The organism is Bradyrhizobium sp. 215_C5_N1_1 (assembly GCF_052075935.1).
Lineage (GTDB): Bacteria > Pseudomonadota > Alphaproteobacteria > Rhizobiales > Xanthobacteraceae > Bradyrhizobium > Bradyrhizobium barranii.
This window is the reverse complement of record NZ_CP197228.1, coordinates 7,123,274-7,146,013: the sequence shown is the minus strand read 5'-3', so window position 1 is coordinate 7,146,013 and position 22,740 is coordinate 7,123,274. Positions and strand designations below refer to the sequence as shown.

Sequence of the window (22,740 nt, the reverse complement as noted above, 5' to 3'; positions counted from 1 at the left end):
GGTCTCGGGGCGAGACTGGGGTAGGGGCTGGAAATGAGATTCACGGTCAAGGCAAAGCTTGCCATCGCGTTCGGTGTGGTCCTGTTGCTGTCGATGGCGGCGGGCGGCCTCGCTTATGTGAAACTGAGCGAGATGATCGACACCGCCGACAGTCTGGTGTCGCGTGCCAACCGGATGGACCGTGCGGCGGAGATCGAGAAGGGTATCCTGCTTCAGGTTCGCGCCGAGAAGAACCTCATTCTCGCGCCTGAAGGCGAGGCGGATCGTTTTATCGCCGAAATCGCCAAGCAGCGCGAGACGCTCTCGAAGTTGAAGGAAGAGATCCAGGCCGCGGCTTCCCCCGAAGGCAAGAAACTCATGGAGAATTTCGGCGTCGCGTATGCGCGGATGAACGCCGTTCAGGACGACGCCCTCAAGACCGCCCGGACCGACAAGGCGAAAGCCGCCGAGCGCTCCATGACCGAGGTCCGCAAGGCGGTCGCCGAGGCCATGGAAGCCGCCAACGTCTACGTCACCAACGTCAAGAAGAACATGGCCGCTCAGGCGGCCCAGGCTCACGAGGACGGCAACCGGGCCCAGCTCCTACTGATCTCGGCCGTGCTGGCTTCGCTTGTCATCGGCCTGATCGCCGCGATCTGGATTTCCTTGAGCATCTCCCGCGGTCTCGGCCGCGCCGTCGGGCTCGCCGGCGCGGTTGCCGATGGCGATCTCAGCCAGTCGATCAAGGTCACAAGCAACGACGAGATCGGCGATCTCGTTACCTCGCTGAACTCCATGGTCGAGAAGCTCAAGCAGATCGTCGCCGAAGCACTCACCGCGGCGCAGAACGTCTCGGCCGGCAGCCAGGAGCTTTCGGCCAGTGCCGAGCAGCTGTCGCAGGGCGCGACCGAACAGGCCTCGTCGGCCGAGGAAGCCTCGTCCTCGATGGAGGAGATGGCCTCGAACGTAAAGCAGAATGCCGACAACGCCAACCAGACCGAGAAGATCGCCGCGCAGTCGGCCAAGGACGCGGAAGCCAGCGGCGTCGCCGTGGGGCGTGCCGTCAATGCGATGCAAACCATCGCCGAGAAGATCACGATCGTGCAGGAGATCGCGCGCCAGACCGACCTGCTTGCCCTCAACGCCGCGGTCGAGGCCGCGCGCGCCGGTGAGCATGGCAAGGGCTTTGCGGTGGTCGCGTCCGAAGTGCGCAAGCTCGCCGAACGCAGCCAGGCGGCAGCGGCGGACATCGGCACGCTGTCGACGGAAACCGTGAAGGTCGCGCGGGAAGCCGGCGACATGCTGTCCAAGCTCGTGCCCGACATCAAGAAGACCGCCGAGCTGGTCCAGGAGATCACGGCGGCCTGCCGCGAGCAGGACGTTGGCTCGGCCCAGATCAACCAGGCGATCCAGCAGCTCGACAAGGTCGGCCAGCAGAACGCCAGCGCCTCCGAGCAGGTGTCCTCTACCTCCGAGGAGCTCGCCTCGCAGGCCGAGCAGCTTCAGTCCACCATCTCGTTCTTCCGCATCGAGCATGCCGGCCGCGGCGAGGCTGCCGCGCCCGCGCCGATCGACCGCGCCGTCACCCAGCTCCGCGCCAAGGCCGCGCACATGGCGGCAGCGGACCGCGGCGTCAAGAAGCCCGCGCCCGCCCGCAAGCCGGCGCGCGCGATGAAGGTCGCCAATGGCGGCGGCTTCGCCTTCGACATGCATGACGGCGAAGACGACCGCGACGCCGAATTCCAGCGCTGACCGCAACTTGAAAACAATCTGACCCTGGACCGTACCATGGCCGCAACCTCGCAATATCTGACGCTCGGGCTCGCCGGCGAGACGTTCGGCATCAGCATCCGCAATGTCCGGGAAATTCTCGACATGCGGCCGATCTCACGGCTGCCGCATGCGCCGAATTTCCTGCTCGGCATGATCGACGTGCGCGGCAGCGGCTATCCCATCGTCGACCTCCGCACCAAGCTCGGCCTGCCGGCCGTGGAAGCGACTGAAGCGACCCGCATCATCATCCTCGACGTGCCGATGAAGGATCGCCTGGTCGGCGTCGGCTTTGTGGCCGATTGCGTGTTCGAGGTCACCGATATCGACGAGCAGGCGATCGAGCCCATCCCCGAGGTCGGCGGCAAATGGCAGTCCGACTATGCCGCCGGGATCGGCCGCAAGGGCGAGAAATTCGTCGTCATCTTCGATCTCGCCAAGCTGATGGCGAACGACGAGATCCCGGAAGGGCGCGATACCTCTCGCGCCGCCTGAATTTGCAAGCGTGAAGCGTGGTCAAGCGTAAGCACCCCAATTCGAACCAACGAGACTGACATGAGATTCACCGTCAAAGCCAAGCTTGCCAGCGCCTTCGGCGTCGTCATCCTGCTGTCCATGATCGCCGGTGCGGTCGGCTATATGAAGCTGGCGGACATGGTCAGCACCACCGAGCTTCTGGTCAGCCGTGCGGGCCGGATGGAAAAGGCCGCGGAGCTGAAGGAAGGCATCCTGTTCCTTGTGCGCGCGGAGAAGAACGCGATTCTCGCAGCGTCCGATGCAGAGCACGAGCAGTTCCAGGCCGACCTCATCAAGAACCGCGATGCGATCACCAAGTCGAAGGACGAGATCTACGCGGCTGCCAGCGAAAGCGGCAAGAAGCTGATGGAGGTCTTCAACGTCGCTTTCGCCAAGCTCAACGCCTATCAGGACGAGACGGTCCGGCTCGCGAAGACCGACAAGCCAAAGGCCCTGGACCGCTCCATGCATGATGGCCGCAAGGTCGTTGCGGACGCGATCGAAGCGGCCGATGTCTACATCAAGAATGTCAAGAAGAACATGGCTGAGCAGGCCGAGCAGTCAAAGCAGGACGGTGCGCGCGCCGAGATGCTGCTGATGAGCCTGGTCATTGCCTCGCTCCTGATCGCCGCGGTCGCGGCGACCTGGATTGCGCTGAACATCAGCCGTGCGCTGGCGCAGGCGGTGGGCCTCGCTGATGCGGTGGCGATCGGCGATCTCAGCCACAAGATCGAGTCCTCCAGCAATGACGAGATCGGAGATCTCATCAAGTCGCTGAACGCGATGACGGTCAACCTCAACGCGACGGCGGCGCTCGCCAACCAGATCGCGCAGGGCGATCTCATGGTCGAGGCCAAACCGCTGTCGGACAAGGATACGCTCGGCCTCGCGCTCGAGCGCATGGTGGAGAAGCTTCGCCAGATCGTGTCGGAAGCCCTGACCGCGGCGCAGAACGTCTCCGCCGGCAGCCAGGAGCTCTCGGCCAGTGCCGAGCAGCTCTCGCAGGGCGCGACCGAGCAGGCCTCGTCCGCCGAGGAAGCCTCCTCCTCGATGGAAGAGATGGCCTCGAACGTGAAGCAGAACGCCGACAACGCCAACCAGACCGAGAAGATCGCCGCGCAGTCCGCCAAGGATGCCGAGGCCAGCGGCGCCGCGGTCGGCCGCGCCGTCAACGCGATGCAGACCATCGCAGAGAAGATCACGATCGTGCAGGAGATCGCGCGCCAGACCGACCTGCTCGCGCTCAACGCCGCGGTCGAGGCCGCGCGCGCCGGCGAGCACGGCAAGGGCTTTGCCGTGGTTGCGTCCGAAGTGCGCAAGCTCGCCGAACGCAGCCAGGCGGCCGCCGCCGAGATCGGCACGCTCTCGACTGAAACCGTCAAGGTCGCGCAGGAAGCCGGCAATATGCTCTCCAAGCTCGTCCCTGATATCAAGAGGACGGCAGAGCTCGTCGAGGAAATCACCGCCGCCTGCCGCGAGCAGGACGTCGGCTCGGCCCAGATCAACCAGGCGATCCAGCAGCTCGACAAGGTCGGCCAGCAGAACGCCAGCGCGTCCGAACAGGTCTCCTCGACCTCGGAGGAGCTCGCCTCGCAGGCCGAGCAGCTTCAGTCGACGATCGCCTATTTCCGCATCGAGCAGGGACGCAGCCAGGCCGCTGCGCCGATCGACCGGGCGGTTACCCAGCTCCGCGCCAAGGCGGCGACAATGGCGGCCGTCGAGCGGCCGGCCAAGAAGCCGCAGGCGAGGCCGGCGCGCGCGGTGAAGGCGGCCGGTGGCGGCGGCTTCGCCTTCGACATGAACGACGGCGAGGACGATCGGGACGCCGATTTCCAGCGCTGAGAGCGGTCAAGAGGTCGGCCCATCCTTCACCGGTGGGCCGATCCGCCGTCAGTGATCGTGTAAACGCGTGGGATTCAAGATGGCCCGTTCGGCCCAATATTCAGTGCAGGCGGCCATCGCGGATCGGGGCATTCAGCCATGATGCCCGCCGTGCAGGATACGGTCGTCCATCTGTCCGACCGCCACTTCCGGACCATAGCCGAACTGATCGAGGGCCAGGTCGGCATCAAGCTGCCGCAGGGCAAGCGGCTGATGCTGGAGGGGCGGCTGCACAAGCGCGTGCGCGCGCTGAACTTCTCCGACCTCAACGAGTATGTCGACAACCTGTTCGAGGCCGATCATTTCGACACCGAGCTGACCCATCTCATCGATGTGGTGACGACCAACAAGACCGACTTCTTCCGGGAGCCCCAGCACTTCACCTTCATGAGGGACGTCGCGATCCCGGCCCTGCTCAAGTCGCACGGGCGGAAGAACGCGAACCTGAAGATCTGGAGCTCGGCGAGCTCCACCGGCATGGAAGCCTACACCACCGCCATGGTGCTGGACGACATGACGCGGAACGGCTCGCGGTTTCAGTACCGCATCCTCGGGACCGACATCTCGACCGCGGTGCTGCGACTTGCCAAGTCCGCGATCTACACCCGCGACGTGCTCGCCCCGGTGCCGGAGCCCTTCGTGAAGCGTTATTTCCTGTCGTCGCGGGACAAGTTGCGCGGCGAAGTGCGGGTGGTGCCGGAATTGCGGCGCATGACGCATTTCATGAGGATGAACCTCATGGATAAGTCCTACCCCGTCGACCGGGACGTCGACATCATCTTCTGCCGCAACGTCCTGATCTATTTCGAGCGCGAGACCCAGCGCAAGGTGATCGAGCAATTGTGCAGCCATTTGCGGCCCGGCGGCTATCTTCTGGTCGGTCATTCGGAATCGATGATTCACAGTGCAGTGCCGGGTCTGAAGCAAGTTCAGCCAACCATTTTCAAGGTCTAGCCGGAGCGCAACCAGAATGCCGAGGGAGAAAGTTCGCGTACTGATCGTGGACGATTCGGCGTCGGTGCGCCAAATCCTGCAAACGATCCTCAACGACGATCCTGACATCGAGGTGATGGGGGCGGCCTCCGATCCGTTCGCGGCGGCGCGCCGCCTCCAGAACGAAATCCCCGATGTCATGATCCTCGACCTGGAAATGCCGCGCATGGACGGCATGACCTTCCTGCGCAAGATCATGGCGCAGCGCCCGATCCCGGTGATCATCTGCTCCTCGCTCACCGAGGAAGGCTCCAACGTGATGTTCGAGGCGTTCGAGGCGGGCGCGGTCGACATCGTGCCGAAGCCGAAGATCGACACCCGGCAGGCGCTGCTCGAATGCTCGACGCGGCTGCGCGAGGCCGTGAAATCGGCAGCGCGCGCGCGGGTGCGTCCGCGGGCGGAGCGCCGTATGATCGAGAGGAAGCTGACCGCCGACGCCATCATCCCGCCGCCGGTGCAGGGCAAGGTCCGGCCGACGACTGAGCGCATCGTATGCATCGGCGCATCGACCGGCGGCACCGAAGCGCTCAACGACGTCCTCGAGATGCTGCCGCCGCACTGTCCTCCCATCGTCATCGTCCAGCACATGCCGGCAGGGTTCACCGCGGCCTTCGCCAGGCGTCTCGACAGCGTCTGCCAGGTCCGCGTCAAGGAAGCCGAGGACGGCGAGCCGGTGCTGCCGGGATGCGCCTATATCGCGCCGGGCGCCCGTCACATGCTGCTCCAGCGCATCGGCCTGCGTTACCAGATCGCGATCAAGGACGGCCCGCCGGTGTCGCGGCATCGCCCCTCGGTCGACGTGCTGTTTCGCTCCGCGGCCCAGCATGCCGGCGCCAATGCGCTCGGCGTGATCATGACGGGCATGGGCGACGACGGCGCGCGCGGCATGCTGGAGATGCGCAAGCTCGGCGCCTCGACCCGCGCGCAGGACGAGGAGAGCTGCGTGGTGTTCGGCATGCCCAAGGAAGCCATCGCGCATGGCGGTGTCGAGAAGGTCGTCTCGCTGCATCATATCCCGCGCGAGATCATGCTCTGGTATCAGGCCGGACACGTTGCGGTGGCAGGTTGATTGCGATGTCCGCCATTCCAGCCAACACGCTCACCGAGGCGATCGTCGCGATCGAGGATGTCTCGTCGCGGATCGAGGACGTCTTCGCGCGCGTCGGTCACGAGCTCGGTCGCGGCCACCTCATCTTCAAGGAACTGAACCAGGGCCTCGCGACGCTCTCGGAGGAACTCTCCGGCGCCGAGATCGAGGGCGCGGCCACCGCGCTACAGGAGATCGCCGCGCGGCTCAGCGAGCTGGCAGAGGCGCTGCCGTCCGAGAGCGCGCTGCTTGCGACCATCGGCACCAGCACGGCGGAGGCGTCCGCGCTGCTCAAGCCGCTGTTCAAGCATATCCAGATGATCACCATCATCGCGCGCAGCGCGCGGATCGAGGCGGCCTCGCTGGATGGCGATCGCGAGGGCTTTCTCGCCTTCACGCAGGAAGCCTACGATCTCGGCAAGGCGGTACAAGGTTCGATCGAGAGCTGCGCGCGGGACCAGCAGCGCCTGTCGGAGGCCGTTGCTACTGCCGCCGGTCGGCAGAAGGAGTTCGAGAGCCGTTATCGGAATCAATTGGTGTCGGAGAGCGCCGAGCTCGGCGCAGCCTATTCCGGATTGCGCGGCCAGCGCCGCGACAGCAGCCAGCTCGCCGACCTCGCGAGCACCAGCACCAGGAAGATCGCCGAGGCGGTTGGCGGCGCGATCATTTCCTTGCAGGCCGGCGACAGCACGCGCCAGCGCCTCGAACATGTCTGTCATGGCCTCGGCCAAGTGTCGGAAGCTGTGCCGGGCCTCGTTCCCGAACGGGGTGCGAGCGAGGACGGCGCGCGCGCGATCTGCCAGTTGCAGGCGGCCCTGCTCAGGGACGCCCAGCGCGAATTCGGCGGCGATATCGGCCAGATCGTTCGCGCGCTCACCGCCATCCTGCACGATGCGGGCAGTGTCGTCGGCCATGGCCGCACGCTGTTCGGCGGCGCGGATGGCGGCTCGTCATCGTTCCTGGCGCGCATCAAGCAGGCACTGGCACATGCCTCGACCCTGATCGCCACCTGCGAGAGCGCCGGCCGCTCGGTCGACGAGGCGCTCGCCATCGTCGAGGACACGCTGGCAAAGTTTCGCCAGGCGATCGCCGGGCTCGCCGAGGCCACCGTCGACATCACCCTGATCGGAATGAATGCCGGCCTCAAGGCAAGCCATCTGGGCAGCCGCGGCAGCGCTTTCGTCGTGATCGCCAACGAGCTCAAGGCGACCGCCGACCAGGTCTCTGTGGGCGCGGGGCGCTTGCGGCCCGTGCTCGACGGCATCGAGCGCTCTGCGAACGAGCTGAAGGAGCTCCGCGTCCGGGGCGATCCCACGCAGCTCGCCAAGTTCGAGCCGCAGATCCTCCAGGCGCTGCGCGAGGTCGAGGTCGGCAACGAACGGCTCGGCAAGCTGATGAGCCGGCTCGTCGATGAAGGCGCGGAATTCGAGGGCCTGATGAATTCGGCGCAAGGTCTGATGAGCTCGCTAGGCGAGAGCTCCGCAGCCTTGCCTGCGGTTGCTGCGCGGCTCGAGACCGCGAGCGCCGGCGCGCGGCGGCCGCAGCCGGAGGCGCAGGATCAGGCGATGCTCGATGATCTCTTCGCGCGCTACACGATGGAGCGCGAGCGGGACGTTCACCGGGAATTCCTGCAAACGCTTGGCCTTGCGTCGATCGCCGCCACGCGCCGCGTCGAAGCGGTCGAGACCGCGGATGACGGCATAGAGTTGTTCTGACGTTCGCCGCCGGCGTCGCGCGTCGGCGGCAATTCGACGGATTGGGTTTTCCGAGCATTAACCTTGCCCGAAGGGCTGGCCGTTAGGTCATTGTCGCGCCCCAGAGTTGGTCGCAAATACAGGGCGATCTTCACCTCGGAAAATTCCCCATGCTGAGAGACGGTAAATACGCTGCCTGGTTCAGGACCCCACGAGGTCAGGGCACCGGCATCGTGGATCTGGCCGAGGGCCGGATCTCGGGCCGCGACAGCTTCTTTACTTATGGTGGTTCCTACCGGGTCGATGAGCAGCACTTCTCGGCCGTCCTGACCGTGAACCGGCATGCTGACGGCCCGCTGAGCGTGTTTGGGCCCGATGAGGTCGAGGTCAAACTCTCGGGTGTGTGCAACGGCCTGGTGGCGAGCTGTTCGGGAACGGCCAAGGAAGCACCCGACGTGAAGTTCGAGGCGACGCTGATCTACAGCCAGGAAGATGCGCCGGCAACCGACGCCAAATGCGCGGTCGTGAAGCTCAACGCCGACAAGCTGCCCAAGGGCCTCGACAACCGTTCCCGGCCGCGTCATCCGTTCACGCCGCCCAAGGCGCCTGTGTCGTAGGGTGCGGGCTTTTAGCTTTGCATTGACGCTGTTGTCGCGAAATCACGGCGCGACTGGACTGCGGCAACACTAGTTTTAGAGGTGAAATCTAGGTTGGGGCCCATAACAAAAGGCGGACAGGGACATGCCTCAGATCTGGATGACATATGACGAACTCGCGACCCTCAGCGGCTGCAGCGCTGCCGAGGCCAGGATGCAGGCGCTGCATCTTTCGCTCGATCGCCGCAAGAGCCGCGACGGGAACACCCGCGTGAAGCTGAACCTCGCCTTGATGGCCCGGTTCTTCGAGACCGTTCGCGAAGCCGAATTCGACCTCGATGACGCGATCAGGGCGCTGCGCGATGCCCATCGGCAGATGTCCGGGGTTCTTTCGACCAGTCAGCCGAGCTTGCGGCGCGGAGTGGCGTAAGTTCTCGCGGCGCCGGTGGCCGCCTCAGGACGGCGGCCTCGGCAGGAATGCCAGGATGGTCTGGGCCAGAAGGACGCCGACGGTGCCGCCGGCGGCCTTTTGCAGTACATCGATGAATCGTGGATCACGATCCGGCGTCACGGCCTGCAAGACCTCTAACCCGACTGCGACGGCGACCACGAACGCGCAAGCCAGCTTGACGCGCCCCGGTAGCAGGAAGGACAGCAGGAAGCCCAACAGGCCGTAGGCGCTGAAGCGCTCAATCACGACGACCCAGTAGGCCTCCGCGTGGCCCATGAGTGCCGGCCGGCCCGCGAGCTTGGCCAGCGTCGCATAGACGATGAGCACGAGACAGATAACCGCGGCTGCGATGAGATGGTTGCGGCGCATTGCGCCAACATAGCCGGTCGACCGGCTGGCCGCTTTCGAAAGCCAAGAACATCGTTAAGGTTCACAAACCCTCGAGGGCATGAACCAAGGTTCACGGGCGAGCCGCGGAGCTGTGGCTACGGCCCAATCCGCATGCATTCACTTGACGTCAAACGTGGCGGTGCAGTCGCGATCTCACGCGGACGGCGCTGAGTTGGCGAGGGCAGGCATTCATCTGCCAGTTCTTCCGCCTGGTGACCCAAAGCCGGACTGCCAAGAACAGGATGTTGATGCCGAACCAGATCGACATCACGATAAGGAAAGAGCTTGCCATGACGGCTCCGCCTCCAGCTTTCTTTCGAAAGCAATGCGGAGCGCCGCCGAGAGTTCCGCCGTCAGGGGAACGGGCAGGCGATCGCACCTGCCCAAATTCTCGTCATCGACAAACCTGGCCTCCGGTCAAGCACAAAGCAACGCGCCTGACCGCATGACCAAGCCGTTCGCAGGGACCGACGTTCAGCGCCGATTGTAGGACCAGCCCTTGTCGACATTGGTCGGGTAGTGGGCTGCGAAGTACGGATTCTTGAGGCAGTTGCGCGCAGGATCGAAAATCCAGTCGGCGCATTCCCGGTAATTCAGGAATCGGCAATCGAAACCGAAGGCGCACCACGGCGCGCCGTTTGGAAATCCGAACCCCACGGGGACTTGCGCCGACGCTACTGAGGGCAAAGCCAGGAGCAGAGCTACGGCGAGCGCGCGGGACAACATGGTGCATTCCTCCAACAATCTATCAAACTGAGACCGAAGCCGGTCCGGCGACCGTTTTGCGCCGAAAAGGGACGATGTTCAATCTTCATCGTTGGATAGTCTAACATCCGGGTGCGGAGAGATCGAGAGTGCTGAAGCGATCGGCCCATGTCGACTGGCGGCTGCCATTCATCGATCGATGAGGCGGACACACCCGTCCATGACGTGTCGCGCGCGGCCGACGCTAGCCCTTCTTGGCGCCCTTGGATTTGAGCGACAGGCCGAGGCGCAAGGCCATACGCTTGATCGCATCGGGCGAGCGCCCGAGAAGTTTTGCTGCCTCTTCCAGCGAAGTCGAAGACTTGGCCAATTCCATCAGCCGGCGGTCTTCCTTGAACGACCAGGGCCTGCGCGCCATAACCGAAATCATCCTCTCGTCGAGACAAAGACAAAGCCGCCAAGCGGACCCACGTTCGCTCGACGGCTTTGCTTGGGTGGGGCCGGGCCTGGGGGAGCCCGGTGAGAAGATGGATATGCGATCCACTAAGGTTCGCAACAAACAACGCGGATTAAGCTAACTGCTCAACCTTACCGCGATGAAATCGGCGCGTTGCGCTCCGTATAACCACGGAGTTTCGCTAACCAAGATCGATCTGCACGCTGTGATGGTGGGGATCGAGGATGTTCTGCCACCACGTCCGGTTGTCGCAGAACCGGCGCACGGTCTTCGCAAGTCCGCACTCGAAATCCTCGCGGGGGGCGCCTGCCGATATCCGAGACCCGACTTCGCGTCTCGACGCTGCGGCAAGACTCAGCAGCTCCGCCAATCCGCGCGGACTGTTCTGATCAGCATGGAAGAAGTGCCGATCCCCGAGCCGTCGCCGAGCAGCCGTCGAAACAGCGACTGGTCCTGCCGCGTGGTGGTGGTGAGGATTCTCCTGACGTCGGCGAACGTCAGGATGGATCGCAGGCACGGGATCATCGGCTTGCCGAAGACAGGCAGGAGCTGCTCGGACGCCATGCTGGCGATGGAGGCGAGCAGGGAACTTGTTCCCTGCGCGCTCAATGTCCTCCAAGCTCAGGCGGCAATCTCCCCTTGATAATGGATGGCACGGCGTTGCGGCGTCAGCACTTGTGCGCGATTAGGAATTAGATGCTTCGGGATCACGACATTGTTTGCTTCGAAATCACGACGTCGATTCGAGCGATCAACTTGAATTGAATCGGCGCCGGTTGGTCGCAACGGCTTCGAACGAGAAAAAATCCAATCGCGATGCATGCGGCAGCGGTTTGACGAGCAGTATTATGCTTCTCTCGGTTGAGTCGTCACGAGATCGTCGAATTCGTTCGGCTATGGTGCGCGCGCACGAACAAATCAAAATCAACAAAATCAAGAAGACCGAGATGCTTCAAAAGGCGCGAGCGGCACTTCCTCTCACCAAGCTCAGAGAGCGGGCGTTTGAAGGCGCGTTCTTCAGCGTTGCGCTGATCGCGATGGCGGGCTGGGTGTATTTCATCACGCTGTTGCTGGTGCGATTGTTCCTCTGGTTTTTCGGCTGACGCACGAGCCGATCACTTCGCATGCAGGGTGCTGCCCAAAAAATCCCTGGCATGACGAGAAAATCAGCGGCGGTGATCATGATCTCGACACAACTCGAGGATGAGACTGCCAGTATCACTGGAACGAATTACGAATGATGCTGCTCGCGATCCTGGTCTCGCTCCTCGCTGGCTTTGGCGCAGGCTATGCGACACGCGCGCTGCGGCCCCGCGAGCGCGCGGAGCGTCATCCGTTCCACCGTCCCTACAGTCCCACCGCGTTCCGGCAGAACAGTTCATTGGCGAGGGCGCGGCGTGCATTCTGAGGATTTACAACCGGCGTGCGGTTCTCGCGTTGCGGCTCGCATGGCGGTGGAGGGGAGTGAATCATGACGGGATTTCGGGGAGACGCCATGACGAGCCCGACGTACAACGCGCCACGGCGGTATTTCGTCGATGGGGGAGGTCGCCGCGTCCTGATCGGCCTGACGCCCGAGGAGACGTTCGAGTTCGAGCGGCTCGACAGCGAGCAGGCGCAGGTCGCGCCCGATGCCGGCGAGCGGCGCAGGCTCGAGCTCTATGAGAAGCACGAGGGGGCCTGGAGGGCCTGGATGGCGCAAAGCCGCACCGAACGGCGCGAAGGATTCAACCTTTATTAACCATCGCAGGCCCATTTTCTGGTCTGGCGCCTCGAACCGGAAAATGCACGCATGTTTCAGCTCTTCCTGCGGGCCCGCACCCATAACTTCCTGAAAGACCGTTTCGGCGGAGAGCAGGTGTTCCGCGCGCGCTCGCCCGAGCGCGACGCCGAAACCGATCGCACCCGCATCGAAGCCATCATGGTTGCGATCGATGACGCCCTGCATGCGGCGGAGCGCGAGCAGTCAGGTCTCAACCGCCGGGTCGAGGACGTGCTGGCGCGCGCCGCCGTGACGATCGGCAACGGCGACGACGAATACCTCGAGCGCGAGGCGCTCGACAATCACCACCAGGACCTGTTCGACAAGGAAATCCTGAACGGCCAGCGCCGGCTCAAGGAGCTCGGCGCCTCGATCGCCCATTTCAAGTTCCTGAAGGCGGCGATGCTGAGCCGTTTCCCGGACTACCGGCCTCCGGCGAGCCCCACCAACTGACGCCTGGTACGGCGCGCGAGCGAGACCGCTAGATCGCGAGCATGCTGTTGCCCTGAATGGACAGCAGCGTCAGGTTTCCGGTGGCGTAGGCCCCGGTATCGATGTTGGCCCGGTTCTCGAGCAGCTCGGCCTGCTTCACCGGCGTATGGCCGTGCACGACGTATTTGCCGAAGCGCCTATTGCTTTGCAGGAACTCGTCCCTGATCCACAACAGGTCCTGCTCGCGCTGCTCGGAGAGCGGAATTCCCGGACGCACCCCTGCATGGACGAAGAAGAAGTCGCCGCATGTGAAGGTCGGCCGCAACTGGCGCAGGAACGCGATGTGCTCCGGCGGCATCACGGATGTGAGCTCGCGAACCAGATCGGGCAACTCGTCCTTGCCAAGGCCGGGCGCGGCCGATACGCCGTACGACATCAGGGTCTGGAGCCCGCCGAACTGAAACCATTCGGCGGCGCGGGCGGGATCTTCCAGCACCGAGGTGAAATAGGCCTCGTGATTGCCCTTGAGAAAGACGGTGTTGCGGCGGCGGCTGCGGTTGATCAGGAGATCGAGGGTATGACGCGAGTCCGGTCCGCGATCGATGTAGTCGCCGAGGAAGACCTCGATCGCGCGATACGGCCGGCTGTTCGCCATGTCCGCATCGATCACGGCGAACATCTGCTCGAGCAGATGGGCGCAGCCGTGGATATCGCTGATCGCATAGATGCGCACGCCGTTCGGTAGCTTCGGCCGGGGCGAATTTCGGGGCGCAATCATGGACATGGGGTGCAACTCTTTCAAAGAGCTTCGCCCGGGATGTCAATATGCTATCGGCGAATTTGGGTGTCCGAGCAGGTTTTTTTCTACCCCTGCCGGCAAGCCTGCGCCTGCTCGATCATTCACCAGCGTTGCGAATCACCCGTCCCCAAGCTTGCGCGAGGCTGGCCGAGTTGCCGCTGTCGAACGATGGTGCGGCCTTGCCGCGATAGGCGGCCTCTCGCGCGCGGACCAGAACCGCGCCGCAGAAATAGCCAAGCTGGAGCACCGACGCGAAAACGAGGATCGTCACAACGATGTGAGCTGAATCATGTCCCCGCCAGGCGGAGCCCGCACCGAGGATCGTGGCGCCGAGAACGATGGCGGGCGGCAGGATGAAGATTCGGAATCGGCCTCCCAGCAACGATCCGATCAGCAGACTGAAAATGGCAACCGTACTCACGACGCAACTCCTCGAATTGGTCACGAGTGTTAATGGCCGCGGCCTAATAACGGCTTAAGCGGCATGGTTGAACAGCCGTTCAAATGCGCGCGACAATGCTGTGCGAAAATGACGCGATTTGGTGTGAAACGCGGCGTGATGCCTGCTTAATTGTCACGCGTGTGACAGTAGTTTGAGCATTGTTTTGCTGCGACGCTGCATTGCATGAAAATCGATTTGATTTTTTCGGTGCACTGCCGCAATGTCGCTTTGTTTAGTTAAGATATACTTCGGCGCACATCGAAAAAATTAGATCGATTTGCTCGCAATTCTGATTGCGAGTGGTGACGAGGCAGCGAGGTTCGGATGGCTGTAGCAACTTACGGTTCGGAAAACTATTATTCGGTTATCTCGAACCGACGCGGTGCCCTCCAAAGACCCCTGCAAGTGGCTTTGATCGCCGGAGACTTCGTCGCCGTACTGCTCAGCTATTTCGTGGCGAGCGGCCTGTATCGCGTGCTCGTGATCGAGCAGGACTCATCCGTCGGAGCAGGCCTGGTCGTCGGCGCGGTGTTCGTGACCATCGCTTACTTCCAGGGCGTCTACGATCACCATCGTCTGCTGAACACGGTCTGGCAGCTGCGCAAGGCCCTGGCGGTCTGGCTGATCTCGCTCACTATTCTCGCCGTCGAGGCGTTCCTGCTCAAATCGTCCGCGGACCTGTCGCGCGGAACCACGCTGCTGTTCGCCGCGACCGGCGGCGTCGCCTTGGGCGGTCTGCGCGTGCTGTGGCGCCTGGCGCTGACCTCGAGCTACGCCAAGGGCCGTCTGGTGGACCGCAAGGTCGTGCTGCTCAGCCTCAAGCCTCTCGATTTCACCTCGACCCGGTTCAAGGATCTGCGCAAGCACGGCTTCAACGTCGTGCGACATTTCGTGCTCGATCCGTCTGAAGAGGGCGCGGGCTGGGATCACGAGATTCGCGACATCACCCGTCAAGCGCGCACGGCGGATGTGGAAGAATATCTCCTGGTCATCGACTGGGACGAGATGCCGCTTCTCCAGAAGCTGAGCCAGCATCTGCGCGTTGTCCCCCAGCCGATCCGTCTTCTGCCGGATTTCCCGATCGCCGATCTGGTCTCGCGTCCGTTCCAGCCCGTCAGCGGCACGGTCGCGATCGAGATCCAGCGCGCGCCGCTCAGCGTGTTCGAGCAGGCGCAGAAGCGCTGCCTCGACATCGGCCTTGCCTCGTTCGCGCTTCTGCTGCTGGCGCCGCTGCTGATCACGGCTGCGATCATGATCAAGCTCGATTCCAAGGGCAAAGTGATCTTCAAGCAGGCCCGGCGCGGCTTCAACGGCAAGCAATTCGATATCTGGAAGTTCCGCTCGATGACGGTGGCGGAGAACGGTCATGTGGTCACGCAGGCGACGAAGAGCGACGCGCGGGTGACCCGTGTCGGCCGTGCGCTGCGGCGGACCAGCATCGACGAACTGCCGCAGCTCTGGAACGTTCTGCGCGGCGAGATGTCGCTGGTCGGGCCGCGCCCGCATGCGCTCGCGCACGACAATTACTACGATCCGATCATCAGCAACTACGTGTACCGGCATCACATGAAGCCGGGCCTGACCGGTTGGGCCCAGGTCAACGGCTTCCGCGGCGAGACGCCGACCATCGATCTGATGGAAAAGCGGGTCGAATACGACATCTGGTACGTCAGCAATTGGAGCATCTGGCTCGACTTCAGGATCATCCTGAAGACCGCGCTGGCGCTGATTCATCAGGAAGCCTACTGAGCCAGGCCGACGTCGGGCGCGCGTTGCCGCGCCCGACCCGCACGCCGCCCGTGCAGAGGGGAAACGGCCTGCATTTTGCAGCATGTGATTCGTTGCTGCCCCTTTGACGATTTGCCCCCCCCAAAAAACGCCGAGCCTTGCAGATTGAGCCATCGCCTCGCCAAGTTCGTCGCCTTGCCGTTGCTCGTCACCTGGGCGATCGCTGCCGCCTGTTCTCATGCGAACGCGTTGGAGTGGGGGGTCGGCGGACCGCCGCAAAAGCGCAGGGATCTCGCGCCGATCTTTCAGCTCATGAGGGAGCGCGGGCTCACGCAATACAGGACCGGTCTCAATCTGACGCAAGATGCCGAGCCGGGCGAAGCCGCGATGTTCCGGCAAACCATTGCGCTTGCCAGAAAATACTCGATCACGCTTCACCCTTTGGTCAACTTCCCTTTCCGCTACGGTGACCGCACCGACAAGGGGCGGTACCCCAAAGGAGACCGGGACGCGCTCTACAGGCAGGGCTACGACCGCACCTACGCGTTCGTCCGGCAATTCAAGGACGATGTGTCCGACTGGGAGCTTGAGAACGAGATCAACCTGTTCGCGGTCGATTCCGACGGGAAGAAGCTGTTCGGGCGCGGCATGACCGCGGCAGACTTCGAAATGCCGGTGATGGAAGACTGGGCCCAGGTGTTGCACGGCGCGTCCGATGCCATCGACCAGATCAACCGCGAGACCGGAAGTCGTCTGCGCAAGGTGCTGAACACGACGTCGACGATGCTGGGCTTCCTCGACTTCATGGAGTCCCGGGGCGTGAAATACGACGTGATCTCCTACCACTATTACGAGGTGGCGGGGCAGAATCCGCATCGGCACTGGAATGGACGCAATCCGCCCTTCGACCTCTTCAAGAAGCTGGCGTCCTATCACCGCCCGGTGACGTTCAACGAGGTCAATTGCGCCGAGATCTACAAGCCGGCCTATGGAAATCGGCCTGGCGATCCCCTGACGGAGCAATGCCTCCGGTCACTGCGGGACACCTTCCAATATCTGAAGAACCAGAAAGACGTCGAGATCGAGAGCGTGATGGTCTACGAGCTGTTCGACGAGCCGCAGAAGAAGCCGCCGGAGAACAGGTTTGGGTTGATGTACGAGATCGACAGGCCCAAGGTTGCGCTCTTCCTTCTTTCGGAATTTGCCGGCGGCCGCCTGTCGGCTGAAGAATCGACTGAGTTGAGAACCAGGGGACTGTAGCTTTCGGTCTCCGTGCGAAGAAAAGAACCTGCAATGCCTTTACCTGGATCTGAGCGCGTCAACACCGAGAAGTCGGGCAGCATCTTGGGATTCAACGGGCTGCGCGGTCTCTCGGTCGTCCTGGTCTATCTCAATCACAAGTGCGGACTGCAGTTCTACTCGGGCAGCGTCGGCGTCTGGATATTCTTCATCCTGAGCGGCTTCCTGATCATCGGCGAGCTCAACAGGCAGCGAGGCAAGGTCGGGACGGCCGCATCCCGGCCCGCGGCGGAAATCGTCACCTTCTGGGTCAAGCGGGCGACGCGCATCTTTCCCGCATATTATGCGCTTCTCGCCATCCTGTTCCTGACCCGGTCCTATTTTCAGCACGCGGGGCCCGATCTCGGCTTCCGCTATCACGTCGTGTACCTGTCCAACTACTGGATCGGCAGCGTCATCGGCGGGACCGCTGGTCCCTTCGGCGTGCTCTGGACGCTCTCGGTCGAGCAGCAGTTCTACGTGATCGCGCCCTTCCTGTTCATCCTGCTTCCTCTGGAGCGCCATTTCGTCACCTGCATGAGCGTCGTCGTTCTCGGTGTGATCAGCCATTTCCTGATGTATTCGTCGGGCTTCAATCACACGGCCATCCATACCCTGTCGCCGTGGAATTTCAGCCTCATCGCGTTTGGCGGCGCGCTGACGATCTTGCATCTCCAGAGACGGGAATGGGCTCCGAACGGCAACGGCACGTTCGTCTGCCTTCTCATCGTCGGGTTCATGCTGTGCTCGAACGGCGTGATTTACGACGCCCCTTCGTATCTTTCCCCCGCGATCGACATTGCGATCGGGCTGTGCCTGGTCGCGCTGATCTGGTGGGTTCGCGCCAACCAGGACAGTATCTTTGTTCAAGCGCTGGAGTGGAAGCCGCTCGAGCATCTCGGGAAGATCAGCTACGGCTTCTATCTCGTTCACAACTTCATCCCGAACCCGCTCGGCAAGGCGCTCACGCTCTATGGCGGGATGTCGGTGCCCGACAGCGTGAAGATTACCGCGGGCGCAGCCATCGGCTTCGTCATCTCGTACGCTGTCGCGCATGTGTCCTGGAAGTACTTCGAATCGCCGATCCTGCGCAGCCGTCGCGGCCTGACCAAATTCTTCCTGCAATACCTGCCCGAAAATCCCTCGCAGGGCGTGCCGCGAACCGAGCTGAAATAGCCTAGCGGCTCATCCGAAAGCCATCGCCATCGACTGGATAACAGCGATGGCGAATTCGCAGGCCCTTCTCCGCGACGAAATGCGAGAACAATTCCCGATCGGCTTCGGGCGCGGTGCAGGTACGTTCGAGCAGAGCGACGCGCGCCTCGGCGCCGGCCGCCTGATAGAACGTAGCTGCGCTTGGGAACAGGCGGGCCTGGAAGATATCGGCGAAGTCCTGGGTGGCGTAATCCCTGAGCTCGGGCGAGGCCGCATTGAAGGCGCGAAGCGCCAGTGGCGCGCGGATGAGTTGGAGCCAGGCCTCGTGTGGCGCGAAGCGATAGGAAAGACTCAGCAGTTCCGCTGTTCGCGGCCCAAAGCCGGCCTGGCGAATTTCGGCCCAGTAGCTGCCGAACCAGCCCAGTGCTTCAGTCGGCGCGCATGCCAGCAAGGCACGGCTCGTCGACGCGACGGCGTCTGCATCGAGATCGATCTGCTTCAGGTCGCCTGCGCGTGTCGATTCGTCGGCGATTGCGAGCTGGAGCAGCAGGAGCTCGCGCAGCGTCTTGGCGCTGCATAGGCGACGGGCGGATGGCAAATTGTCCGATACGATCCGTCTCAGGCGATCGACTTCATATCGCTCGCCGCGCGCGACGCGTCCTGCAATCTGCGGAACCGCGGGATTGGTCACATCCGGGGCGATAGCCGCGATCCACGCCAGCGCGGCTGCGGCAAGCGCGATGGTCGAGCCGCGCAGAAGCCAGCGATAGGCGATCCCCGTTGCCTGTGCCGCCGGCTCGGTGGCGCTAGGCTCCCTCGACATAGTAGCTGTTGTAGTGCGAGCCCTTATACGCCTCGATCCTCTTGAGCATCTTCGGATTGGCGCGATTGAGCACGGCGCCCAGAAGCTTCTTCTGAATGCCTTCGGAGCTCGCCATCGACTCCTGGAGCGCGTTGCGGGTCGTACGGCCCCACTCGATGACGTAAACCATCGCATCGACGAGATGGCTGACAGCCTTGGCGTCGGTGACCGGCATCACCGGCGCCAGATCGATGACGATGTATTCGTATTCCTCTCGCACCACTGCAAGCAGGTCAGCCATCGCCTTGGAGGCGATGACATCTGCCGAGTTCACCATGCGCGATGCGACGACGGAGGGCAGGAAGTCGAGCCCGCTCTCCTTGCTGCGCTGGATATGATAGCCGAACGAGCGCGGATCCTTGAGGGCTTCGACCAGGCCGGTCTTGGAATGGGGGGCCAGCGCCCTGGTCAGCGAGCGGGTATGGAGGTCGCCGTCGATCAGTAGCGTGCGATGTCCGGTCAACGCGGTCAGATGACCGAAATTGGCGGCAACCGTCGTTTTTCCCTCTTTCGGCAAGGACGACAGGATTCCAATGATCTTGACCTCGCGCGACAGGCGCGCGACGTCGATTGACACCTTGATGTTCCGCAGCGTCTCCGCGAACCGCGAGAACGGGTGCTCGACGACGTAGCTGGATATGTTTCCTTCCGGATGATCTGCCGAAGCCCTCGCCGCGCGGATGTCGGGAAGAACGCCGAGGCATTTCACCCCGAGCTGATCCTCGACGTCGCTCGGAGATCGCAGCACGTCGCTCATCAGTTCCTTCGTGAAGGCCGCCCCGAAGCCGAAACAGAGACCGCCGAGCAGGCCGCCGACCAGCGCCAGCAGCGTCTTGGGCGAGCTCTTCTTGTCGGGTTTGACCGCCGTGCCGATGATGCGCGCTTCGCTGATCGGGAAGCTCTGGTTCTGCGTTGCGTTCTGCAGCTTCTCGAGGAAGTTGTTGTAGAGGTTACGATAAGTATCCGCCGCGCTTTCGAGGTCGCGCAGCTTGACCTGCGCCTGACTCGTGCTGCCGGCCTGGGATACGAGATTCTTGAGATTCTCCTCAAGCGCCGTCTCGCGGCTCTTGGCGATCTCGTACTCGCTGCGATATGCGTCCGCGATACGACGGACCTCGTCCGCGATCGCCTTGCGCAGCTCTTCCATTCGGTTGGCGAGGTTGACGGCCGCCTGGTGGGTCTTGCCGTAACGGCTCGACCAGTCGGCATATTGCGCCGCCAGGTCGAGATATTGGGCGCGCAGGCGCGTGATCACCGTGTTGTTGAGTGCGTCCGTCACGGTCGGCTGCACGAGATCCTTGTCGAGCAGCGCCTCGATCCGGTCGAGGCGGGCCTTGGCCTCGGCGGTCGCGGCATGAGCGGCAATAAGCTGAGAGTTGACGTCCGCAAGCTGTTGCTCGCTCATCAGACCCCGGCTGGTGCCCACGATGTTGTTTTGCGCCTTGAACGTCTGCACGGCGCGGTCGCTCGCCGTCGCCTGTTCACGCAGCTCGGCGCTGCGTTGCTGGAGCCACTCGCCGGCGCGCTTGGTCGACTGATATTTCGCCTCCAGCGCGCCTACGATGTAGGCGTCCGCAATCGCGTTGGCGATCTGCGCAGCCTTGTTCGGATCGATCGAACGGTAGTTCATCGAGAGGACATAGGTCGTCAGCACGCGCTCGACCTTAAGGTTCTTCTGGAGAAGCTCGACCGCGCCGCGCTCGACCCGCTCTTTGCTCGGAGGACCGTCCGACCCGAACATCGAGATGACCTTGCCGATGACCAGCGGAATCAACCCGGGATCCGAGCCGTTGAACTCCGGATCCTCGGTGAGCTTCAGGCGACGGACGATCGACAGGAGGAGGTCGTCAGACTGGAGAATCTCGACCTGGCTGTCGACGAAGCCCGGGTCGATCAGCGCGTTGGCGGTTCCGCTGTCCTTGTCCAGTACCTGGGTTTGGCGTGTGTCCATCAGGATGCGCGCATTTGCCGTGTACATCGGCGTTGCCACGATCAGGTAGACGAGAACGATCGCGAGCGTACCGGCCACGATGGCGACGATCAGCGGCCATTGGCGGCGTACGATGTCCAGAGCGCGCTCGGCGCTGAGCGTCGTGCCACCGACCTCGATGGCATATCTCGGGCGTTGCGGAAACTGATCTCGTGGCTGAAACATCTCTGGGAATCTTGAGGTTGTCACTCGGGAAGGGGAACGGGTTTGAACGGGTCGGCGAGTTCGGTCTTCCACTCACCCGACATCAGACCGGCGCTTGCACCCGGACCCGCCGGTGCATTGCTGGCCGTGGCGGGAGCCGGGCTTCCCGGAACGGGCGCAGCCGCTGCGTCCTGATCCGTGAGATATCCTTTGAGGACGGACCCGTCGTGCAGCTTGGCAACGAATTCGCTGATCCGGCGCGCGACGTCGGGCTTGGTCGCGATGCAGCGCTCTTCGGCACGGTGAAGCCCGGCGCCGATTGCGACACGGTCGGCCTGGCTCGCCTGGCGCAGCATGTCCCGAACCGGATCGAGCGCGGCTATGTCGGTCACCAGCAATCCGGTGAGCCGGCCCGAAAGCTTGTCCCTGTCGTTCTTCGACTGTCGCAACAAAACCGAGGGGTCCGAGACGAATGCGCTGACCGCGGACGACGGCGCTCGTTCGGCGCGATCGACGCATTGAGCCTGTGCCGGCGCCGACAGCGTCGCAGACACGGCAACGGCGATCACTGCCGCGATCCGTAAAACCGGCAGGGAGCCACGCAACAAGCTATCGAGTTTGATTAGGATCGCGCTCATATCTCGTTGCAAACTAGCGATGACGTATGGATTTAGGCCCTAGGTCCTTGATGACCCAAAACTATGTCAAATTCTTGTGCGGCGCAAAATATAAACCAGTACGGACCAAATTGCCATCCTTGCCCGCTCTGCATCCCCGTTTCGCATGAACGAAATTCTTGCTGCGATCAGGCGCGGATTCGGCGAATGGTTGCGCGCGCTCGTATGCGATAAGCATGAATTTTAGGCAAGCACCATGCCAAGGCAAAGGCGCGAGGGACGGTCTGGCAGACCATCGCCTCGCGCCTGTCGCAACCTGCGATTGAGGGCGGTAGAGCGAAACTTCGCGCGGTCTATTCGGAGGTCCGCAACATCGCGAGACGCGTGGCGCGCAGGCGCTCGCCATTCTCGTTGATCGCGACCCAGAAGCGCGGATTTCCGCCGGACTGCATCGAGATCCACTCGTAATCCGCGGCGTTCCAGGGGCGCACCGAAGCGGAAAGATTGTCCAGGACGAAGTCGCCGTCGGCAAGTCGCGCCACCAGCACGAGATGGCCCTGGCCGCCATTTGTCAGGACCACTGCGAGGCGCAGTGCCGACTTGGGCCAGCCCATCTCGATCAGTTGATGACGCTTGGTGACCGCGTAGTCGTTGCAATCGCCGGCGGACGGCGAAAGGCTCCAGCGCGCCACCATCGGATTGGTCGATTTCTGCATCGGTGTGATCGACGCGTTGACCGAGCTGTTCACCTCGCGCAGCATGCTCATCGCCCGGTCGCCCGAAGGCAGTGTCCGGTCGGCGGCGTCGCTCGCGCATTCGCCGTCGTTGTTCATGCAGAACTTGACGAATTGCAGCGGCGCGAGCGCATTGTCGTACTCGCGGATGAACGCGCTCTTCGCCTGATTGAGCGAACTGTCGTTCAACATCTCGGCCTTGGCGGCGGTGCCGGTCGACGCGATCCCGATCGCGACCAGCGATTTGATAATCCAGCTCATGACATCCCCGTCTCGCG

At 63.0% G+C, this 22,740-nt stretch carries 25 protein-coding genes; 15 read left to right on the top strand and 10 right to left on the bottom strand.

From position 1 onward, the window contains the following. Nucleotides 1–33 precede the first annotated feature (33 nt). The 8 genes from AB7G19_RS34215 to AB7G19_RS34180 all read left to right on the top strand — a co-directional run bounded on the left by AB7G19_RS34215 (nucleotide 34) and on the right by AB7G19_RS34180 (nucleotide 8,946). Nucleotides 34–1,731 (top strand): methyl-accepting chemotaxis protein, encoded by a 1,698-nt coding sequence (locus AB7G19_RS34215; protein ID WP_071916275.1) that lies wholly within the window; start codon nucleotides 34–36, stop codon nucleotides 1,729–1,731. A 36-nt stretch (nucleotides 1,732–1,767) separates the two neighbouring features. After that, entirely contained in the window at nucleotides 1,768–2,244 is a 477-nt protein-coding gene (locus tag AB7G19_RS34210; protein WP_063985241.1) for a chemotaxis protein CheW, read from the top strand. Nucleotides 2,245–2,304: 60 nt separating this feature from the next. Next, on the top strand, nucleotides 2,305–4,107 hold the full coding sequence (locus AB7G19_RS34205) for a methyl-accepting chemotaxis protein (protein ID WP_071916274.1): 1,803 nt from the start codon (nucleotides 2,305–2,307) through the stop codon (nucleotides 4,105–4,107). Between the two features lie 138 nt (nucleotides 4,108–4,245). Next, nucleotides 4,246–5,100, top strand: coding sequence for a CheR family methyltransferase (locus AB7G19_RS34200; protein WP_071916273.1), 855 nt, complete (start codon nucleotides 4,246–4,248; stop codon nucleotides 5,098–5,100). Between the two features lie 16 nt (nucleotides 5,101–5,116). Next, nucleotides 5,117–6,208 carry a protein-glutamate methylesterase/protein-glutamine glutaminase gene (locus tag AB7G19_RS34195; protein WP_063985238.1) on the top strand — a complete coding sequence of 364 codons (1,092 nt, stop codon included), beginning with the start codon at nucleotides 5,117–5,119 and terminating at the stop codon, nucleotides 6,206–6,208. Nucleotides 6,209–6,213: 5 nt separating this feature from the next. Continuing rightward, nucleotides 6,214–7,941, top strand: coding sequence for a chemotaxis protein (locus AB7G19_RS34190; protein WP_354079009.1), 1,728 nt, complete (start codon nucleotides 6,214–6,216; stop codon nucleotides 7,939–7,941). Nucleotides 7,942–8,090: 149 nt separating this feature from the next. Beyond that, complete coding sequence (locus AB7G19_RS34185) at nucleotides 8,091–8,537, top strand: hypothetical protein (protein WP_085402149.1); 447 nt, start codon at nucleotides 8,091–8,093, stop codon at nucleotides 8,535–8,537. Between the two features lie 124 nt (nucleotides 8,538–8,661). Then, nucleotides 8,662–8,946 (top strand): hypothetical protein, encoded by a 285-nt coding sequence (locus AB7G19_RS34180; protein WP_085402148.1) that lies wholly within the window; start codon nucleotides 8,662–8,664, stop codon nucleotides 8,944–8,946. 24 nt (nucleotides 8,947–8,970) lie between these two features. On the opposite strand, the gene AB7G19_RS34175 is transcribed toward AB7G19_RS34180, so the two are convergent. The 4 genes from AB7G19_RS34175 to AB7G19_RS34160 all read right to left on the bottom strand — a co-directional run bounded on the left by AB7G19_RS34175 (nucleotide 8,971) and on the right by AB7G19_RS34160 (nucleotide 11,128). Further along, nucleotides 8,971–9,336 carry a VanZ family protein gene (locus AB7G19_RS34175; protein ID WP_028150366.1) on the bottom strand — a complete coding sequence of 122 codons (366 nt, stop codon included), beginning with the start codon at nucleotides 9,334–9,336 and terminating at the stop codon, nucleotides 8,971–8,973. A gap of 495 nt (nucleotides 9,337–9,831) precedes the next feature. Next, a complete protein-coding gene (locus tag AB7G19_RS34170; RefSeq protein ID WP_014497530.1) occupies nucleotides 9,832–10,083 on the bottom strand; it encodes a hypothetical protein in 252 nt (83 codons plus the stop codon). Nucleotides 10,084–10,306: 223 nt separating this feature from the next. After that, nucleotides 10,307–10,480, bottom strand: coding sequence for a hypothetical protein (locus AB7G19_RS34165; protein WP_166103634.1), 174 nt, complete (start codon nucleotides 10,478–10,480; stop codon nucleotides 10,307–10,309). Between the two features lie 393 nt (nucleotides 10,481–10,873). Next, the gene (locus AB7G19_RS34160) at nucleotides 10,874–11,128 is read right to left on the bottom strand and encodes a hypothetical protein (protein WP_085402146.1); all 255 of its coding nucleotides are present in this window, start codon (nucleotides 11,126–11,128) and stop codon (nucleotides 10,874–10,876) included. A gap of 239 nt (nucleotides 11,129–11,367) precedes the next feature. On the opposite strand from AB7G19_RS34160, the gene AB7G19_RS34155 reads away from it, so the two are divergent. The 4 genes from AB7G19_RS34155 (at nucleotide 11,368) to AB7G19_RS34140 (ending at nucleotide 12,734) form a co-directional block, all read left to right on the top strand. Continuing rightward, the gene (locus tag AB7G19_RS34155) at nucleotides 11,368–11,622 is read left to right on the top strand and encodes a hypothetical protein (protein ID WP_201266198.1); all 255 of its coding nucleotides are present in this window, start codon (nucleotides 11,368–11,370) and stop codon (nucleotides 11,620–11,622) included. 134 nt (nucleotides 11,623–11,756) lie between these two features. After that, a complete protein-coding gene (locus AB7G19_RS34150; RefSeq protein ID WP_162136531.1) occupies nucleotides 11,757–11,927 on the top strand; it encodes a hypothetical protein in 171 nt (56 codons plus the stop codon). Nucleotides 11,928–12,014: 87 nt separating this feature from the next. Continuing rightward, complete coding sequence (locus AB7G19_RS34145) at nucleotides 12,015–12,260, top strand: hypothetical protein (RefSeq protein WP_039146277.1); 246 nt, start codon at nucleotides 12,015–12,017, stop codon at nucleotides 12,258–12,260. Between the two features lie 51 nt (nucleotides 12,261–12,311). Then, complete coding sequence (locus AB7G19_RS34140) at nucleotides 12,312–12,734, top strand: hypothetical protein (RefSeq protein ID WP_028150369.1); 423 nt, start codon at nucleotides 12,312–12,314, stop codon at nucleotides 12,732–12,734. A gap of 28 nt (nucleotides 12,735–12,762) precedes the next feature. Here the strand turns inward: AB7G19_RS34140 and AB7G19_RS34135 are convergent, their stop codons facing one another. Together AB7G19_RS34135 and AB7G19_RS34130 are read right to left on the bottom strand one after the other, a co-directional pair. Next, nucleotides 12,763–13,497 carry a metallophosphoesterase family protein gene (locus tag AB7G19_RS34135; RefSeq protein ID WP_028154250.1) on the bottom strand — a complete coding sequence of 245 codons (735 nt, stop codon included), beginning with the start codon at nucleotides 13,495–13,497 and terminating at the stop codon, nucleotides 12,763–12,765. 112 nt (nucleotides 13,498–13,609) lie between these two features. Next, nucleotides 13,610–13,933: a hypothetical protein gene (locus AB7G19_RS34130; RefSeq protein ID WP_085402145.1), complete on the bottom strand. Its 324-nt coding sequence runs from the start codon at nucleotides 13,931–13,933 to the stop codon at nucleotides 13,610–13,612. Nucleotides 13,934–14,278: 345 nt separating this feature from the next. Here AB7G19_RS34130 and AB7G19_RS34125 point away from each other — a divergent pair, with 345 nt between their 5' ends. The 3 genes from AB7G19_RS34125 (at nucleotide 14,279) to AB7G19_RS34115 (ending at nucleotide 18,136) form a co-directional block, all read left to right on the top strand. Beyond that, a complete protein-coding gene (locus AB7G19_RS34125) occupies nucleotides 14,279–15,703 on the top strand; it encodes an undecaprenyl-phosphate glucose phosphotransferase (RefSeq protein WP_085402144.1) in 1,425 nt (474 codons plus the stop codon). 144 nt (nucleotides 15,704–15,847) lie between these two features. After that, entirely contained in the window at nucleotides 15,848–16,942 is a 1,095-nt protein-coding gene (locus tag AB7G19_RS34120; RefSeq protein ID WP_085402143.1) for a hypothetical protein, read from the top strand. 33 nt (nucleotides 16,943–16,975) lie between these two features. Next, complete coding sequence (locus AB7G19_RS34115) at nucleotides 16,976–18,136, top strand: acyltransferase family protein (RefSeq protein ID WP_085402142.1); 1,161 nt, start codon at nucleotides 16,976–16,978, stop codon at nucleotides 18,134–18,136. Between the two features lies 1 nt (nucleotide 18,137). Here the strand turns inward: AB7G19_RS34115 and AB7G19_RS34110 are convergent, their stop codons facing one another. The 4 genes from AB7G19_RS34110 to AB7G19_RS34095 form a co-directional block, all read right to left on the bottom strand. Beyond that, nucleotides 18,138–18,938, bottom strand: coding sequence for a hypothetical protein (locus AB7G19_RS34110; protein WP_085402141.1), 801 nt, complete (start codon nucleotides 18,936–18,938; stop codon nucleotides 18,138–18,140). Then, nucleotides 18,922–21,132, bottom strand: coding sequence for a GNVR domain-containing protein (locus AB7G19_RS34105; RefSeq protein WP_085402140.1), 2,211 nt, complete (start codon nucleotides 21,130–21,132; stop codon nucleotides 18,922–18,924). Before AB7G19_RS34105 ends, AB7G19_RS34110 begins: the two co-directional genes overlap by 17 nt. Nucleotides 21,133–21,152: 20 nt before the next feature. After that, on the bottom strand, nucleotides 21,153–21,680 hold the full coding sequence (locus AB7G19_RS34100) for a hypothetical protein (RefSeq protein ID WP_245328480.1): 528 nt from the start codon (nucleotides 21,678–21,680) through the stop codon (nucleotides 21,153–21,155). A 401-nt stretch (nucleotides 21,681–22,081) separates the two neighbouring features. Continuing rightward, a complete protein-coding gene (locus AB7G19_RS34095; RefSeq protein ID WP_085402139.1) occupies nucleotides 22,082–22,723 on the bottom strand; it encodes a transglutaminase-like cysteine peptidase in 642 nt (213 codons plus the stop codon). Nucleotides 22,724–22,740 lie beyond the last annotated feature (17 nt).